The 17,986-nt window shown below is 45.2% G+C and carries 17 protein-coding genes; 10 read left to right on the top strand and 7 right to left on the bottom strand.

All coding sequences use genetic code 11. The features are described from left to right. Nucleotides 1–359: 359 nt before the first annotated feature. The 6 genes from MSG35_RS12600 to MSG35_RS12575 all read right to left on the bottom strand — a co-directional run bounded on the left by MSG35_RS12600 (nt 360) and on the right by MSG35_RS12575 (nt 8,174). On the bottom strand, nt 360–1,097 hold the full coding sequence (locus MSG35_RS12600; protein ID WP_048608575.1) for a DUF3726 domain-containing protein: 738 nt from the start codon (nt 1,095–1,097) through the stop codon (nt 360–362). Then, nucleotides 1,094–2,896 carry a hypothetical protein gene (locus MSG35_RS12595; RefSeq protein WP_248384094.1) on the bottom strand — a complete coding sequence of 601 codons (1,803 nt, stop codon included), beginning with the start codon at nt 2,894–2,896 and terminating at the stop codon, nt 1,094–1,096. Before MSG35_RS12595 ends, MSG35_RS12600 begins: the two co-directional genes overlap by 4 nt. A 229-nt stretch (nt 2,897–3,125) precedes the next feature. Beyond that, complete coding sequence (locus tag MSG35_RS12590; protein ID WP_048608577.1) at nt 3,126–4,733, bottom strand: BCCT family transporter; 1,608 nt, start codon at nt 4,731–4,733, stop codon at nt 3,126–3,128. A gap of 229 nt (nt 4,734–4,962) precedes the next feature. Continuing rightward, nucleotides 4,963–5,958, bottom strand: a complete 996-nt coding sequence (locus tag MSG35_RS12585; protein WP_248384093.1) for a membrane dipeptidase — start codon at nt 5,956–5,958, stop codon at nt 4,963–4,965. A gap of 167 nt (nt 5,959–6,125) precedes the next feature. Then, entirely contained in the window at nt 6,126–7,586 is a 1,461-nt protein-coding gene (locus MSG35_RS12580) for an aldehyde dehydrogenase family protein (RefSeq protein ID WP_248384092.1), read from the bottom strand. Between the two features lie 189 nt (nt 7,587–7,775). Next, entirely contained in the window at nt 7,776–8,174 is a 399-nt protein-coding gene (locus MSG35_RS12575) for a RidA family protein (protein ID WP_004730412.1), read from the bottom strand. Nucleotides 8,175–8,331: 157 nt separating this feature from the next. Here MSG35_RS12575 and MSG35_RS12570 point away from each other — a divergent pair, with 157 nt between their 5' ends. The 10 genes from MSG35_RS12570 to MSG35_RS12525 all read left to right on the top strand — a co-directional run bounded on the left by MSG35_RS12570 (nt 8,332) and on the right by MSG35_RS12525 (nt 16,831). Further along, nucleotides 8,332–9,216 carry a LysR family transcriptional regulator gene (locus tag MSG35_RS12570; protein ID WP_017060836.1) on the top strand — a complete coding sequence of 295 codons (885 nt, stop codon included), beginning with the start codon at nt 8,332–8,334 and terminating at the stop codon, nt 9,214–9,216. Nucleotides 9,217–9,932: 716 nt separating this feature from the next. Next, nucleotides 9,933–10,334 (top strand): ATP synthase subunit I, encoded by a 402-nt coding sequence (locus MSG35_RS12565; protein WP_048608582.1) that lies wholly within the window; start codon nt 9,933–9,935, stop codon nt 10,332–10,334. A 1-nt stretch (nt 10,335) separates the two neighbouring features. Next, nucleotides 10,336–11,106 carry a F0F1 ATP synthase subunit A gene (atpB, locus tag MSG35_RS12560; protein WP_248384091.1) on the top strand — a complete coding sequence of 257 codons (771 nt, stop codon included), beginning with the start codon at nt 10,336–10,338 and terminating at the stop codon, nt 11,104–11,106. Between the two features lie 45 nt (nt 11,107–11,151). Continuing rightward, nucleotides 11,152–11,388 (top strand): F0F1 ATP synthase subunit C, encoded by a 237-nt coding sequence (gene atpE / locus MSG35_RS12555; RefSeq protein WP_004730405.1) that lies wholly within the window; start codon nt 11,152–11,154, stop codon nt 11,386–11,388. A gap of 54 nt (nt 11,389–11,442) precedes the next feature. Then, complete coding sequence (locus MSG35_RS12550; protein ID WP_017060839.1) at nt 11,443–11,913, top strand: F0F1 ATP synthase subunit B; 471 nt, start codon at nt 11,443–11,445, stop codon at nt 11,911–11,913. 11 nt (nt 11,914–11,924) lie between these two features. Further along, nucleotides 11,925–12,476, top strand: coding sequence for a F0F1 ATP synthase subunit delta (locus MSG35_RS12545; protein WP_052879684.1), 552 nt, complete (start codon nt 11,925–11,927; stop codon nt 12,474–12,476). Nucleotides 12,477–12,485: 9 nt separating this feature from the next. Beyond that, nucleotides 12,486–14,027, top strand: coding sequence for a F0F1 ATP synthase subunit alpha (atpA, locus tag MSG35_RS12540; protein WP_052879685.1), 1,542 nt, complete (start codon nt 12,486–12,488; stop codon nt 14,025–14,027). A gap of 46 nt (nt 14,028–14,073) precedes the next feature. Beyond that, entirely contained in the window at nt 14,074–14,943 is an 870-nt protein-coding gene (gene atpG, locus MSG35_RS12535; RefSeq protein WP_052879686.1) for a F0F1 ATP synthase subunit gamma, read from the top strand. A 44-nt stretch (nt 14,944–14,987) separates the two neighbouring features. After that, nucleotides 14,988–16,373: a F0F1 ATP synthase subunit beta gene (gene atpD / locus MSG35_RS12530; protein ID WP_019820615.1), complete on the top strand. Its 1,386-nt coding sequence runs from the start codon at nt 14,988–14,990 to the stop codon at nt 16,371–16,373. 14 nt (nt 16,374–16,387) lie between these two features. Continuing rightward, complete coding sequence (locus tag MSG35_RS12525; protein WP_017060844.1) at nt 16,388–16,831, top strand: F0F1 ATP synthase subunit epsilon; 444 nt, start codon at nt 16,388–16,390, stop codon at nt 16,829–16,831. 173 nt (nt 16,832–17,004) lie between these two features. On the opposite strand, the gene MSG35_RS12520 is transcribed toward MSG35_RS12525, so the two are convergent. Beyond that, nucleotides 17,005–17,967 carry a nitrilase family protein gene (locus tag MSG35_RS12520; RefSeq protein WP_248384090.1) on the bottom strand — a complete coding sequence of 321 codons (963 nt, stop codon included), beginning with the start codon at nt 17,965–17,967 and terminating at the stop codon, nt 17,005–17,007. Between the last annotated feature and the right edge of the window lie 19 nt (nt 17,968–17,986).

Genomic DNA, 17,986 nt, shown 5'->3' with positions numbered 1-17,986 from the left:
TCATTCCTTTTTTATCTGATTCTAAAGTCATCGGTACGAATAAAAACGGCGCCCTTTGGCACCTGACTTAGCAAGATACGCATACTAGCTTGTAAATGAAACCGTTTGTTTAACATGATTGTGAAGGTGCTTCATCTAATTGCTTAATTTACCTTCAACGCGTAACAACTTGCGTCAAAACAGAGAGTTTAAGGTGTGCTCTATTGAGAGGAAGAACAAAAGTAGAACACAAATAAAAAGAGCTTAACGAGGTGAGGATACGTTAAGCTCTTTGGTTTTATCTGTTATAGCGGGTGTTATCAATAATGCTATCGATTCAATAAGCACTAAGCACTAAGCACTAAGCACTAAGCACTAAATTATGAAGTCGTTAGCTCCCCTGCACCTTGAATCGAACGTTGGCTGCTTTCGACAAGAATGGCTGTTGCGGTTTCTTTCAACGCGCCCCACTCTGCCTCATCAACTTCAATGCCATCGTTCCACGCTTTCTCTTGAGTTTTAAAAAGCGCTTCCGACTCAATGTGTGTTTGGTAGCCATCTGACAAACGTTCGATATCGAAATCCTGGACGGAAAGTTCGATGGTCATATTGTGGATATGTTCGTCCGATGTCAGTGGCGAATCTGATAAAAACAGTTCTGGTGCAACGCAACCACGGTTAAGCACATACAAGGTGCTCTTAGGGTTTGAGCCATTATCCCAACGTGCGGTACACGCGATGCCTTTCGCTGCGAGTTTCACAAGCTCACTGTACGCTAACCAACGGTTATGGCAGTTGTTTAGCTCGATTTTCAGTGTCTTTTTGCCGACCATTTTTTCAATGGCGTAATCCATAACCACAGGAAGATGACACGCTAAGCTCGCCTTGTGCAGGTCCACTTCAACTGTGTTGTCGCTTGTCACTTGGATGTCTACAGGGCAATCGTCTTCTAACCCCATAAAGTTGCTCGCGTTGTTAAAATGACGAACACCATCCAAGCCAACCATTTGTAAATCTGCCACCATGTTCGCTATCACATCGGCTTCACCACATGTACGACGCATACCCAAAAAGGCTTTATTAACGGCCGCTACCAGTTCATTGTGAGAAACGATCATAACGATTTACCTCCATGTTGAGCGTTGATATGTGTAGGAACTTTATTTGAGTCAGCCATCTCCGCTTCACTTGGTAAGATTGGGAACACCCATTCGTCCTGATGAATTTCATCAAGCAGTGGTGCACCTTGGAAAAACGTCACTCGTACCCAACGGTCTGAGCGAGGATCAAACTTAGTCGCACCAAACATTGCTAGCTTGCAACGCAGCAAGTGCATTGGTGGTGAGTCTTGATGTAGCACATTCATTTGAATGTCGCCCATCGCCTTGTTACCTAGCGTCCATACACGCCGCGCAATGGCACGATGCTGCGGCTGCTTAACAAGAAACTCTGCCAATGAAAGCTCTGGCGCGAATTGCAATAAAGCATGGTACAAGCGGTAAGCTTGACGGCCGATATCCAACGGCAGTTCACGCTCTTCGCCGAGTTCCTCGCCTCGAACACCGAGTCTTGGCTCTTCTTTGTCTTGAGAGCGATACCAGAACCAGTAGTTATTTTCTGCTTTCGTAAAGTCAGTCGTAATCGCCCAACGGTACTTTTCTTCTAACACAACCAATAGGTCTTGGATCTTTTTGCCACTAGGAAGCGACAGTGTTTCACTGCAATTCATATGCTCTTGATGGGCGTCCACTAATTCTGGGTACAATTCCATCAAGCATGAGATAAGGATTTCTTGGGCTTCCATACTCATGTGCTTAGATTGTTCAACTAACTGCGCCCATGTATCGCAATGGTTCATAGAAGCTTCTAATGACTGTTCTGCGTGTTTTAACTCATCAACAGCGGTTTTGTTCAACTCTTGCTGGTTTTCATTGATGGTAACAACTTGTTCTAAATGACAAATCGCTTTTTTAACGTATCTACGTAGTGGCTCGATCAACGCCGTATCGGTCTGACTAGCCAACACGTCCGCCAATGCATGTTCACGGGTTGTCATCCATTGATCGACAATACTTGGGTGGTTAATAAGGTATGGCGCCATACCTAAACCAGTCGCATTACCAACACCAAGGTAACGTTGTAATCCTCTGTGCAAGGTAATAGCTTGTTCACCGCCCTGTTGCTCAGCTAGGTAATGAACCCAATCTAGGCTGAACTCACGCAGCATATAAACCGCACACATTTGCGCACTAAACGACTGATTAAAATCTTCATTTTTCTCTAAGATTTTAAAGTCAGCAATGCCAAATTTGCCATTACCGTATACCGCTGTCGTTCGCAGGATGTAACCCACTTCAGCCAGTTCTTTCGGCGTTGGTTGAACACCTTTAGCCAAGTGACTAACGATATGTTCAAACACACGTACGCTTTTGTTTGCACGCGCCAACACAAGTACGTTATTTGGATTACGGCCTGCTTCTTGAAGCGGTACATTCGCACGAAGTCTTTCAAGTAGGGCGACATCAACATCACCAAGAACAAGCGCAAACGTTACGTCCCACTTTTCAGCAATTACACGGTCATTTCGTTCGTCATCTGCAATCTCATCGCAGAAAACAACCAAATGATAAACATGGTTTGGCGTCGCAAGCTTATAGATAACATGACCAAAACCTTGAGCGTCTAATTGCCATTCATGTTTCGTCACTTTCCATTCTTGCTGAGCCATTTTACGAATCAGAGTTCTAACGAAGCTGATACGTGTTTGGTGCATTGCACCTAGCCTTTCCGGTGCCATGACGACAGTCGCGTCACGTAGTGCTGATTCAGTGTAGGTAGAACGATGTGCATCCATTTTGCTCACCACCTTATAGTTATAGGATTTTGCTAGCCATTCAGAACCGATCGTTGCCATCATTTGAAGCATTCGTTGTTACAGTGTGTTGGTTAGCTTTCACGTTATTTGGGGTAAGCGAGCTCACCCCTTATTATTTGTCCTGACTAGATCGATTGACCTAAATACGTGCCGCCCGATGTATCTTCACCAGTACGGTTTTTCTGTTCCTTTTGGAATCTTGCATCAGCCTTCTTTCAAAGGCTGATTCGTTCTTGTTTTACAGAGCCCTTTTGTTTAAAAACCCTGCTCTCTAAAAACCTTGCTCTTTTGCCATCTTGATTGCGATTTGAGGCGCGTTCCAAAGTGATGGCAGCAAGATTAAGGACACCGGTACCGCGGTGATAACAATGAAGGATTGCAGCGCTGAAATACCGCCAGAACCAAGGGAAATCAGAATTAACGCTGTTACCCCCATCATCACACCCCAGAAGGTACGAATAATTGCATTCGGTTCTGTCTCACCACTGATCACCACACTGATGGTGTAAGTCATTGAATCACCGGTCGTTACGATGAAGATCGTGGTTAAGATCAAGAACAGAATTGAGATAAGCATTGGCATTGGTAGCTGCTGAGTTACCGCCAGTAGCGCACCTGGTAAGTTAAAGCCTTCAAACGCTTTACTTACACTGCCTGGGTCTGCGATTTCGAACGCAAGACCAGAGCCACCAACAATCGTGAACCAGAAGCAAGTAACAAACGGTGCAATCAAGCTAATCGTTGATACCAATTGGCGAATACTACGACCACGTGAAATACGTGCGATGAAGATTGCCATCATTGGGCCGTAACCTAAGAACCAACCCCAGAAGAATACTGTCCACCAGCTCAACCAACCTTCGTCACCGCGGTATGTTGCCATCGGGATGAAGTTATCAATCATGCTGCCTACACCTTGGATGTAGCCATTGAAGATGAAGTTCGTTGGGCCAAAGATAAGGATGTAAACCATCAATGCCATCGCCAAAATTACGTTGTAACGGCTTAGCATTTGCATTCCGCGGTTAAGACCACTTAATGCCGACAGTGTGTAAAGAACGATAGCGAACAAGATGATGATCAGCTGTGTTGTGAAGCCATCTGGAATACCAAACAGTTCGTTCAGCGCGTAGCTCACTTGCAAGCCTAAGAAGCCGATAGGACCGATGGTGCCCGCCGCTACAGCGACAATACAACATGCATCAATCAGTGCACCTGTATGGCCTTTCAGTGCTCTTTCACCTAATACAGGGTAAAGCAGAATACGAGGTTTAAGCGGTAAGCCTTTGTCGTAGTGAAGGTGCATAACAACGATAGACGTTAAGCTGCCCACAATTGCCCACGCTAGGAAGCCCCAGTGCATGAATGACTGCGATAACGCGTTCACTGCACCTTGTTGTGCATTTTCTTGAGCACCATATAACGGTGGTGGATTAACGTAGTGTGCGATAGGCTCTGCTGCCGCCCAAAATACACCGCCACCCGCAAGTAGCGTACAGAAGATGATAGCCATCCAACGGAAGCCATCCATTTCAGGTTTAGCAATACCACCTAGGATAACCTTGCCTGTTCGCCCTGCCGCCAGGCCAAGACCAATAAGAAAAGTCAGAAGAAGAAGCATTTGCCAATAAGGACCGAATACTTTTACAGACCAAGCAAAGCCTGTGTTTACTAGGCTTGATAACAGCTCGCCATCAAATAAAGCAAGCGTTACGAACAGAGCGATAAAACCGCCGCTGTACCAGAGTGCTGGGTTGGTAAGTCCTAATTTGTCTGAAGTCGATTCAGACTGGTTTGTGTTACTTGTTTTATTACTTGTTGTGTGTGCTTGACCCGCATTTACGTTTGAAGATTTCACGCTATTGGTTAAATCAGACATACTCTGACTCCAGAGGTTTCTTTGCAGCTGTCATTTGAATGATGACTACAAGGGTGTATTTAACACCCGCCCTATTATTTTTGTGTTGGGCAGGCTAATCCATGTTTGGGTTACCGCGTTGCGAAATAGACCGTTGTTCCTTTTAAATAATGAATTTGATTAAAGCAGCACTGACTAAATGAAAGTCTGTTAGCAGGCTGCCTATTAGATGATGACTAGCGAGAAACGCTTAACCCTTGCTTTGCGGCTCTAAGCCATCTTTCAAGAAGTTAAACCAGTTTTCTCCCAAGACGTGCCCAGCTTCAGACTCACTGAAACCATGACGCATCAATCCGTTATAAATATTTTCCATGCCCGAACTACCACAGAACCAAGGCAGTGCATCTGGCCAACCTGAGTTGTTTGCAGAACCTTCGCCGTAGTCCATTGCCTTAGACCAACGACCATTTCGCATCCACTCTAGAACCGCTTGAGGCTGGTTTAAGCATAGGTCACTGCCAATACCGAGGTGCTCTACGCCGACCATGTCAGCCGTAGTCGCAACCATTTGGCAGAAATCCTCCAACGTACATTGGCTGCCGTTTGGTAGGTGGAATGGGTATAAGCTGAATCCGATTAAGCCACCGCGTGCGGTTAAGGCTTTAATCACATCGTTTGATTTGTTTCGTAGTGCATCATGAGCAAACGTTGGGTTCGCGTGGCTGATACAAATAGGACGAGAAGACAGGTCTATCGCTTCAAGCGTTGAACGCTCTGCACTGTGAGACATATCGATGATCATGCCCACTCGGTTCATCTCTTCGATAGCTTGTTTACCAAAGCGAGTGATACCGGTGTCGTTCTTCTCGTAACAACCCGTCGCCAATAAGCTCTGGTTGTTGTAAGTAAGCTGCATGATCAAAAGACCTTGCTTGCGCATCACTTCGATAAGACCAATCTCATCGTCGATTGGAGAACAGTTTTGAGCACCAAGGAAAATGCCGACTTTGCCGGTCGCTTTTGCAGTTTCAACATCAGCCATTGAATGAATCGGCATGATAATGTCTGCATTCTGCTCGAATCTTAAGTTCCACTCAGCAAAGCGAGATAAGGTTTCACGAGCTGTCTCGTGGTAAACCGCGGTAGCGTGAACTGCTGTAATGCCGCTCGCCTTTAGTGTTTGGAAATATTCTCTGTTCCAATTGCAGTATTGCAATCCATCTATAACAATCCGTTGCTGGTACATAACCACTCCTATTGAAAGCTCAGTGTTCTAGCTCGGTTTTGAAAACACGCTCAAATAACATGTTTTCAAAAATGGGTTAAATCACTCGTCTATGTTCGTTTGCTGCTTTGGTTTGGGTGTTGGCCTGACTCTGTGAATCAGGCCAATTCTTATTAATAGAGAGCTATCTAGTAAGGACGTTGATAAGCCGTCTTCACTACTGTGTAGAACTCTTTCGCGTATTGACCTTGCTCACGAGGACCGAAGCTAGACTCTTTGCGACCACCAAACGGTACGTGGTAATCAGTGCCTGCTGTTGGTAGGTTCACCATCACACAACCTGTTTGTGCTTGTTGCTTGAACATTGCGCTCGTACGTAGGCTTTGAGTAATGATGCCGCCCGTTAGGCCAAAGCGAGTATCGTTGGTTGTCGCAATCGCTTCTTCTAGGTCAGCCACTCGAATCACGCTTGCCATTGGTGCAAACACTTCTTCTTGGTTCACTTCCCAATCGTTCTTCGTGTTCAAGAACAGAGTTGGAGACATGTAGAAACCTTCGTGTTTCATGCTCAAGCGTTCGCCACCGAATGCCAGCTCACCGCCGCTTTGACGTGCTTTCTCAACCCAACCTAGGTTCGCTTCAAGTTGGTTGCCGTCAACAACAGGGCCCATGAACACGCCGTCTTCTAGTGCGTGACCCACTTTCAGCTCGCTCATACGTTTGATTAGTGCTTCAACGTATTGGTCGTGAATGCCATCCATAACCACTAGACGAGAAGATGCTGTACATTTTTGGCCTGCGCCAGAGAATGAACCTGCGATCGTTGCATCAACGGCTGTTTGGATATCCGCATCATCTGCAACCACTAGTGCGTTCTTACTGCCCATCTCGAGTTGGCAACGAACGAAGTTTGGCGCTGTAGCAGCGGCAACCTTACGACCCGTATCAACGGAACCTGTAAAGCTCACACCATTCACTTCTTTAGAGTTGATCAGTGCATCACCGACTGTTGAACCGCTACCTAGAACAAGGTTGAACGTGCCTGCTGGGATACCTTGACGGTGGATAATTTCAGTAAGCGCAACCGCACTTGCTGGTGTTAGGTTTGCTGGTTTCCAGATAACGCTGTTACCGAAAGCCAGTGCTGGAGCGATTTTCCAAGCTGCTGTTGCCGTCGGGAAGTTCCAAGGAGAGATGATGCCAATAACACCAACAGCTTCACGAGTCACTTCAACAGAAACACCTGGGCGAACTGATTCTGCGTTGTCGCCAATTTGACGAAGCACTTCAGCCGCGAAGTATTGGAAAAACTGACCTGCACGGTAAATTTCGCCTCGACCTTCAGCAAAAGGCTTACCTTCTTCACGAGAAAGTAACGTACCTAGTTCATCACAACGTGCAATCAGCTCATCACCAATTGCTTGAAGTAATGCTTGTTTACGCTCAATCGGCGTTTTTTCCCACTCTGGTTGAGCGTGCTTTGCTGCTGAAATCGCTTGTTGAACTTGTTCAGCACTTGCTTGTGCAAAGTTACCGATGTTTTCAGAAATATCTGATGGGTTAATGTTCGCTACGGTGCTTACACCCGCTTGCCATTCGCCGCCAATGTAAAGTGCGTTTTCTGCTTGAACATTCTGTAATTGAGTCATCATTCTGTCCTTGTAACGGTTAGGTTGCGGTTGAGTCTGGCAACCATCTGATTAATGAATAAAACGTTAATTTATATAAGTAATTACGTTTAAATCTTGTATCTAAAACTGAACCAAGTCGCTTGTATCAATAAACCGCTTTAATTCAAAACAGCTTTAATCCGCAAATTGCCTCAGTTCACAGTATCTTTATTCAGGTTGAGAGGCTGATGCGTAAACCACGAACTCAACCAACATCTCTTCTCTTGCTAACCCTGCAACGACGACCGCAGCACGATTTGGATAAGGTGCATTGAAGTATTCTCCATATACGCTGTTTACCGTTTTTAGGTATTCACGGTCTGTCACGTAAATTAGAACTTGCAGCACTGAATCCATAGATTCGCCTGCACACTCCAACGTATGAACAAGGTTGTTAAAAGTCTGACGCGTTTGCGCTTCAATACCGCCTTCTACTACTGCGCCAGTTTCATCAATTGGAATCTGCGCGGTGTATAGAGTGCCGTTATTAACGATTGCCCACTCTAGGGGTGCTTTTGAAGCGAAAAGCTCGGTTTTTACTGGGTGTTTTTTAGTTTGTGCGTTCACGATTCCATCCAACTTTGTAACAACTATGTTTCAAGATGGTTAAATACTGCACCTTGACGACTGATAAATCTAACGGTAAATTTTGTGCATTTGATAAATAAAATCTATCACCTTGCAAAAAGTAAGGTATAGCAAGGGCTAGAGAAGGATTCGCGCCATGAGTATTAAGCTACAACAGTTAAAACATTTTGTTTTGGTGGTCGAAGAAGGTGGATTTAGAGCGGCATCTCACCGTGCAAATCGATCGCAAGCGGCACTTTCGACTTCGATAAAAGAGTTGGAAAAAATACTCGGCCAGCCACTGTTTGAAACAGGCAACAAATCAACACTGACGCCTTTTGGAGAAATATGTTTACCAAAGATCATTCAATTTCTGAATGTTTACAAAGCATTAGACAATGATTTGCGCGCAGCGGCAGCAGGACAACAAGGAAGAGTTCGAATAGCGAGCGTGCCTTCGGTGGCCGCAAAACTAATCCCTAGTGTTTTAGGGGCTTTTTGTGAGCAGTACCCGAATGTAGAAGTGAGTTTGATTGATGATAATGCAGCAGGGGTAGAAGCAAGATTACTCTCTGGCGAGGTGGATGTTGCCCTCGGCAATAGCTCCCATTTAGAAGAAGAGAGCATCGACTTCACACCTTTGCTTTCTGATCCTATCGGTGTGGTGTGCCTCAAAGACAACCCTATTGCCTCTCAACGGGAAGGAATCGAATGGCAAACCTTGTTAAAGCAGCCCTTCATTCGTAACGGGACTTGCACCCTACTGGACCCAACACCTGCGCGAATGCTCAGCGAACAAGCCCTGTACTCTGTCGAGAACATTACCTCGCTGTTTTCGGTGTTAGAGCTCGGGATAGGCGTGACCACGCTACCTAAGCTGGCTTTCCCAACCAATGAAACCCGCTTGGTGTGGATTCCGTTAATTGACCCGCCCTTGCAACGACAAATCGGCATTTTCAGATTGTCTGATCGTACGATCTCGCCACAAGCACAGGCTTTTCATGACTTATGTATTCAATACCTCAGTTATGAAGAGTCATAACTGAGCCTAGATTAAGTAAATTAGGCAGCGTATTGCTGCCATTTACTTCTTCAAAGCTCGGTGTTTCTTCGCCACACCATGCTTCTCAAACACCCAGTCCCCCATTTCACTCCTATATCATCAACATTTAGGCGCTGAATTTTCACTCTCGCGCACGCAAATAGTGACAAGCTGACAACAATATAAAAAATATTCGCTTATTGATAAGGAGCGACGTACGTTTAATTTACCAGAAAAATGAGATCTTCCATCATTGCCTCAAACAAGCTTAACCCCTACCAAAATCACACTTCGCAATTCAGCTTGTAAATGAACCTAAGTGTTTGAATAGTCTTAATTGATAAGATAATAAGTTGATTATTTGGCTCGCTGAATCCGTCTAAAAAGACCCTCTTTTTCACAAGGATAAAGCATCTTAAATATTCATGAATAAAGTGATAGAACTATTACTTTCATAAATGAAAAACACTCATTTCAAAAATGGAATTATTGATGTCAATATTTGTCGTTTTGATCACATAATTTTAGGCGTAATTTATATTTTGTCGAAACGATAGTGAATTAGCTTAATTCGTTTCATTTCGTCAGGAGATATAAAACCAGCAAGGGTTTTTCTTTAAAGCAAATCAAGTGTTATTAACAAGTGAAATGTAGTAACAAGTTAAATTTAAACTGTGTTTTATATTAACTTACACTGTTTAGCATAAGGTTTTATTATGAGGCTTAATGGGATTAGTAGCGACATCCTTGTTGCCGCTAAAAGAGTTGTTCTCTGCCAAATAGTATTAGCCATCGGTGTAGTTTTATATGAAGTGTTTTTTGGTAATAAAGTAGATATGGAATCATCAGCTTTGGGCATCGTAATTGCAATGTTGCCTCCGCTGTTTGGATTTATATATGCAAGCCTAAAGGTGCGTAAGAATCCTAATTATAGTTTACGTGACTTAATGCAAATGAGTCGTGTCGTAAAAATAACATATACGTTTTTGATGTTTATCTTGGCGTTCCAGTTTTTCAAATTGGATAACCCAGTAATATTATATGCGTACATCTTTACTATGGTTGGATACTTCTTAACACCGTTTATTACCGCCTCTAATAGATCGGAGTACGCGTAGTATGGATCAAGTAACTACCGCTCACGAATACATAGAGCATCACTTAACCTTCTTAACTACAGGTGATGGTTTCTGGGCGTTTAACATTGACTCGATGTTGGTATCTTGGATTACAGGTTTACTTTTCATCGGTGCATTTCGCTATGTTGCCACTCGTGGCACTAGCGGCGTTCCAGGTCGTTTTCAATGTTTTATCGAGCTTGTCTTTGACTTTGTTAGTAATCTCGTCAAAGAGATTTTTCAAGCGGAAGATAAATTAATAGGGCCACTGGCATTAACCACTTTTGTTTGGGTGTTGTTAATGAATGCTGTCGACCTATTACCCATTGATTTAATCCCGGGGTTAACTCGAGCTGTGGGTCTAGAGCACTTTAGAGACCTACCAACAGCAGATGTAAATATACCAATGTCGATGGCACTCGGTGTGTTTATTCTACTGTTAACCTATACATTTAAAAATAAAGGTTTGAAAGGCTTTATCAAAGAGCTAACTACTCAGCCATTTGATAACCCTCTTTTATATCCTGTTAACTTAGTTCTTGAACTAATAACATTAATTTCAAAGCCAATATCACTAGGCTTACGATTATTCGGAAATATGTATGCAGGCGAGATGATATTCATCCTTATTGCACTAATGCCTTGGTGGATGCAGTGGGCACTGAGTGTACCTTGGGCCTTATTCCACATATTAATCGTATTCTTACAAGCATTTATATTTATGGTACTGACCGTTGTTTATTTAGGAATGGCAACAGAAGAACACCACTAATTAATAACTAAAAAATTAACTATCAAATTATTTTCGGAGATACAAATGGATATCGTAAGCGCAGTTTTATATGTAGCAGGTGCATTACTGATCGGTTTAGGTGCAGCAGGTGCAGCATCTGGTATTGGTAACTTAGCAGGTAAATACCTTGAAGGTGTTGCGCGTCAACCAGACCTTACTCCAATGCTTCGTACTCAATTCTTCATCATGATGGGTCTTGTGGATGCAGTACCGATGATCGGTGTTGGTATCGGTCTATACATCATCTTCGCCGTGGCTTAATCAAACCGCTTTGAAAGATCGATTTATACATAATCAAGATTTAGTGAGGAAGGTATGAACTTAAATGCAAGCATGTTTGGACAAGCAATCTCATTCGTGATTTTTGTTTGGCTCTGCATGAAATATGTATGGCCCCCTCTCACCGCGATGTTAGACGAGCGCCAAAAAGAAATCGCTGATGGTTTACGCCACTCAGAGAACGCTGCGAAAGAGCTAGAACTAGCAAAATCAAATGGCGCGCAACTCATCGAAGATGCAAGAAAAGATGTGACTGAACTGGTTGAACAAGGCCGAAAACGCCGCAATGAAATCATCAGCTTAGCGCAACAAGAAGCCGAGCAAGAAAAGGCACGCATCTTAGAACAAGGTAGAGCTGAGCTAGAAGGCGAACGCCAAAAGATACGCCGTGAACTTCAGGCAGATATGGCAGACGCAGTAATTCAAAGTGCACAGAAACTGATTAGCAAAAACCTAGATTCCGCAACGAACCGAGCGCTAGTTGACCAAATGATTAGCGAACTCTAAGGAGAGGCAATATGTCAGATTACACCAATATTGCTCATCCCTACGCCAAAGCATCGTTTGAATTTGCTTTAGGTGAAAACCAGTTACAAGAGTGGCAATCAATGCTGTCCATTCTTGTGGCTGTCGCGGAAGAAGAAACGATCGCTAGTCAGATTTCTTCAGCAGAAGGTGCTTCTACACACCAAACGGAAGAGCTGGCAAACCTCATCATTCACATTTGCCAAGGACTCGTTGATGACCACGTCATTAATCTTATTCGAGTCTTGGCCGAGAACGGCCGTCTATCTGTTGTAAGAGACCTGTTTGAATTGTACTGCGAGCTAAAGGACGAACATGAACGTGTAGTGCCTGTCACTGTCACCAGTTCAGAAATGCTGACACAAGATCAAGTTACGTCACTAACAGCTGCACTTGAGAAGAAATTAGAGCGTCAGGTTGAAATGAAGCAGGTTATTGATGACACGTTAGTAGGTGGAATGGTCATCAAAGCGGGTGAAACCGTTATCGATGGTTCTTTAAACACATCAATTGACCGATTGGCTCATCAACTTCACGCGAGATAGGTAACAATTATGCAATTAAATTCAAATGAAATCAGCGATCTAATCAAAGAACGCATCTCGAAATTTAATGTGAGCACCGAGGCTCGCAACGAAGGCACTATCGTATCGGTTCGTGATGGCATCATCACAATCAATGGCCTTGCTGATGTTATGCAAGGTGAGATGATTGAGCTACCAGGTGGCAAATACGCACTCGCACTTAACCTCGATACCCACTCAGTAGGTGCGGTGGTTATGGGTCCCTACACTGACCTCTCTGAAGGTATGAAAGTGAAAGGTACAGGTCGTATCTTAGAAGTACCTGTAGGTAACGGACTTCTTGGCCGTGTCGTGAACACATTAGGCGAGCCAATCGATGGCAAAGGTCCAGTGAGTTGTGACCGGCTCGACCCTGTAGAAGTGATTGCACCCGGTGTAATCGAACGTAAGTCTGTTGATCAACCTATTCAAACTGGCTACAAAGCGGTTGATACCATGGTGCCAATCGGTCGTGGTCAACGTGAACTTATCATCGGCGACCGTCAGACGGGTAAAACAGCGTTAGCTATCGATGCGATAATCAATCAGAAAGATTCTGGCATCAAATGTGTGTATGTAGCGATTGGCCAAAAAGCCTCCACTATCGCTAACGTGGTTCGTAAACTCGAAGACCACGATGCGCTTAAAAACACCATCGTCGTTGTTGCGTCAGCATCAGAGTCTGCAGCGCTTCAATACCTAGCCCCTTATGCGGGTTGCACTATGGGTGAATACTTCCGCGACCGCGGTGAAGATGCGCTGATCATCTATGATGACCTATCAAAACAAGCCGTTGCTTACCGTCAAATCTCGTTGCTACTGAAACGCCCACCGGGTCGTGAGGCCTTCCCTGGCGACGTATTCTACCTTCACTCACGCCTACTAGAACGTGCAGCACGAGTGAATGCAGAGTATGTAGAGAAGTTCACTAACGGTGAAGTGAAAGGCCAAACTGGCTCATTAACGGCGCTTCCGATCATTGAAACTCAAGCGGGTGACGTATCAGCGTTTGTACCAACCAACGTAATCTCAATCACCGATGGTCAGGTTTTCCTTCAAACCCAACTGTTTAACTCAGGCTTACGTCCTGCAGTAGACCCAGGTATCTCGGTATCTCGTGTGGGTGGTGCGGCGCAGTGCAAGATCATCAAGAAATTGTCTGGTGGTATCCGTACTTCATTAGCTCAATATCGCGAGCTGGCGGCCTTTGCTCAATTCTCTTCTGACTTAGATGAGATGACGCGCAAACAGCTAGACCACGGTGAGCGTGTTACCGAATTAATGAAGCAAAAACAATACTCTCCAATGTCAGTTGCTGAGCAAGCAACGGTTATTTACGCGGCAGAGAAAGGCTACTTGGTCGGTGTTGAGTTAAGCAACATTGCCCGTTTTGAAGAAGAGCTGATTGCTTACGCCAAAGGTCAAAACCCTGCGTTGTACGAAAAAATCAACGCGACAGGCGATTACAACGACGAAATCGACGGTGCTCTTAAAGAGATCCTAGAAGGTTTTGTTGGGATGAAAGCTTGGTAAGTGCTCCGGTTTGTTAGCTGGAAATCAAAACAAATAGGAGCAGATTATGGCAAGTACTAAAGAAATTCGCACCAAGATAGCCAGTGTTAGTAACACTCAGAAAATCACTAGCGCAATGGAAATGGTTGCAGCAAGTAAGATGCGCAAGGTTCAAGACAACATGACGCTAACTCGGCCCTACGCCGAGAACATGCGAAAAGTTATCTCTCATGTTGCATCGGGTTCACTGGAGTACCAGCACCCTTACCTGCAACAGCGTGAACCTAAGCGTGTCGCTTACATCATTATCTCGTCCGATAGAGGCTTGTGTGGCGGCTTGAACTCAAACTTGTTCAAGAAAGTGTTAGAAGAAATGGAGCAATGGCGCACCAAGGGAGTCGAGGTAGAAACAACCTTAGTGGGATCTAAGGCTATCTCGTTCTTCCACCGCGGCGGCAACGTTATTGCACAAACGTCAGGTCTTGGCGACACACCTAAGTTAGAAGACATCTTAGGTACGGTGAACGCGATGCTGGGGCATTACGACGAAGGCAAGATCGATAGCTTGTATCTCGTTTACAACCAGTTCGTCAACACCATGGTTCAAGCGCCAACGACCTTGCAGTTGCTCCCCCACCCTTCGGATTCTGAGGAAGGTGGTGAGCCTAAAAAAGCGCGTCGTTGGGACTACATCTATGAGCAAGCACCCAAAGACATACTCTCAGAACTGTTACATCGATACATCGAATCGCAAGTGTATCAAGGCATTGTTGAGAGCATTGCCTGTGAGCAAGCAGCCCGAATGGTCGCTATGAAAGCGGCGACTGATAACGCAGGCCAACTCATTGATGACTTGCAGTTGGTCTACAACAAGGCGCGTCAGGCTGCCATTACCCAAGAGCTGAGTGAAATAGTCTCAGGTGCCCAAGCTGTCTAGGGCTAGAAAAGACTGGGTCAAGAACAGAATTTGAGGATTTAAGAATGAGTGTTGGAAAAATAGTTAAAGTAATCGGCGCGGTGGTTGACGTCGAGTTCAGCGGCGGCAACAGCCCACGCGTTTATGATGCATTGAAAGTGACTAGCGACGAAGCAAGCTCGTTAGTATTGGAAGTACAGCAACAACTGGGTAGCAATATCGTTCGTTGTATTGCAATGGGTACTTCAGATGGCTTACGTCGTGGCCTAACGGTTGAAAACACAGGCTCTCCAATCACGGTTCCTGTGGGTGAAGAAACACTAGGCCGTATCATGAACGTGCTTGGTCAACCTATCGATGAGTGTGGTGAAATCGGTCAGAAAGAGAACTACGAAATTCACCGTGAAGCCCCCTCTTATGAAGAACAAGCAAACAGCACCGAGCTTTTAGAGACAGGTGTTAAGGTTATTGACCTTATTTGTCCGTTCGCTAAGGGTGGTAAAATCGGTCTATTCGGTGGTGCCGGCGTAGGTAAGACTGTGAACATGATGGAGCTTATCAACAACATCGCTAAAGCTCACTCAGGTCTTTCTGTATTTACTGGTGTAGGTGAGCGTACTCGAGAAGGTAACGACTTCTACTACGAGATGAAAGAAGCGGGTGTACTAGACAAAGTAGCCATGGTTTACGGCCAAATGAACGAGCCACCGGGAAACCGTCTACGTGTAGCACTTACAGGCCTTACTATGGCTGAGCGCTTCCGTGATGAAGGTCGTGATGTACTGTTGTTCATTGATAACATTTACCGTTATACGCTTGCCGGGACTGAAGTATCAGCACTGTTAGGTCGTATGCCTTCAGCAGTAGGTTACCAACCAACACTGGCTGAAGAGATGGGTGTGCTTCAAGAGCGTATTACTTCGACTAGACAAGGCTCTATCACGTCTATCCAAGCGGTATACGTACCTGCGGATGACTTGACTGACCCATCGCCAGCAACAACCTTTGCTCACTTAGATGCGACCGTTGTACTGTCTCGTAATATCGCGGCCTTAGGCCTCTACCCTGCGATTGATCCATTGGATTCAACCTCTCGCCAGTTGGACCCGCTTGTGGTTGGTCAAGAGCACTACGACATTGCACAAAAAGTACAAACAACGCTGCAACGCTACAAAGAGCTAAAAGACATCATCGCGATTCTTGGTATGGATGAGCTGTCTACTGAAGACAAACAGACCGTATCTCGCGCTCGTAAGATTGAACGTTTCTTAACTCAGCCTTACCACGTAGCCGAAGTGTTTACCGGTCAGAAAGGTGTCTTTGTACCGCTAAGCGAAACACTAAGAGGCTTTAAAGGTCTGTTAAGCGGTGAATATGACGATATCCCAGAGCAAGCGTTCTTGTACTGTGGCTCTATCGACGAAGTGCTTAACAAAGCAAAATCACTCTAAGAGGTAGGTGCACCATGGCTATCGGAATTACAGATAATACATTTCAACTTAATATTGTAAGTGCGGAAGGTACGCTGTTTTCAGGTCCAGCGTATGCCCTAGCCGTTTCTGGCGCTGACGGTGAGTTGGGGATTCGCCCCGGTCACTCTCCGCTTCTCAGTAAGATCAAACCGGGCGTGACCGTGTTTGTTACAGACCCTAAATCAGAAGGCCAAGTGCTGTATGTCTCTGGTGGGATGCTGGAAGTTCAGCCGGATGTGGTTACGTTATTAGCCGACACGGCCTTGCATGGTAAAGACATTGACCGCGCTCGCGCAGAAGAAGCGAAATATGCCGCTCTAGAGAACATCAACAAGGGCAACATAGACATTAACTTTGCACAAGCTCAGCTAGAATTAGCGAAAGCCGTTGCTCAGTTACGTGCATCAGAGCTAACCTCTTCTCACACAAGACACTGAGAATAGAACTTAGATGCTTAGTGCTTATGGCTTAGTGCTTAATGTGTAAATAGTCTACCCACTTAAACATGATTTAAGTGGGTAGACTACATCAGGAATCCTCCTCCTCTCTTTCAACTTCCCCACCCTTTTAACCGCTACTAATACATCCTTTTTCTCCCGAGCTTACAACATTACTTCTCTGCAAAGCGCGCTTGGTGCGGGTCAAGTTCATGACCTAGCGGCTGCGTCAGTGAATGATACAGTTCAGGTTTACGACCACGAATCCAGCGCCTGCCAGTACACATCTCCAACTCTTGCGCTTTCAGATTCGCAATCACCATATCGTTATCAACGCTGTCCGTCTCGGTGATGATTTCCCCATAAGGGCTTAGGATCATCGCGTTGCCTGTTCTCACTTCATCCATATCAACGCCCACACCATTACTGAACACCACAAACATACCGTTATCGTGTGCTCTTGCAGGCAACCAACGCATTAGCCACTCGCGACCATTCTTGCCCTGCATTTCAGCACGAATCGCTTCTGGGTTTTCATCTCGGTTAAACCATAAATCTGGGTCAATTCGCTTCATCGCATTGGGGCTACGTGACTGACAACCGCCCGTTTGGTGTGGCGCAATCAATATATCAGCCCCTTTCAAAGCAGTGATTCGGACGTTCTCGACCAAGTTGTTATCCCAACAAATCAAGATACCAACTTTGCATCCATGCGGCGTATCGAACACCGTGTATTGGTCGCCGCTACTCATATGAGGGCTCACAAAGGTGTGCAGTTTACGGTGTTTCTGAACTTCACCATTAGGCATGGCGAATACGTAGGTGTTGTATAACTCGCCATCCACACCCTGCTCTATCAAGCCTGCGCCAACACTCATTCCAAATTGTGCTGCCAGTGCAATCAGCTTTTGAGTCGATTCACCACTCGGCACAGGTTCCGCTAGCGCTTCAATTTCATCTCGCGCCAAAGCAGACACATGCCAGTAGCCAGTGATGCACATCTCTGGGAAGCTGATGATCTCCACACCACTCTCTGAAGCTTGTCGAACATATTCTTCTATCACAGATAGGTTATACGCCTTGTCACCTGCATGGTGGTTGAATTGAACCGACGCTACTTTAATATCTCTCTTCATGATTCGTCCTCGATTTCGC

Source organism: Vibrio sp. 1CM23M, assembly GCF_023161755.1.
Lineage (GTDB): Bacteria > Pseudomonadota > Gammaproteobacteria > Enterobacterales > Vibrionaceae > Vibrio > Vibrio coralliirubri.
This window is presented reverse-complemented; position numbering and strand designations above follow the sequence as displayed.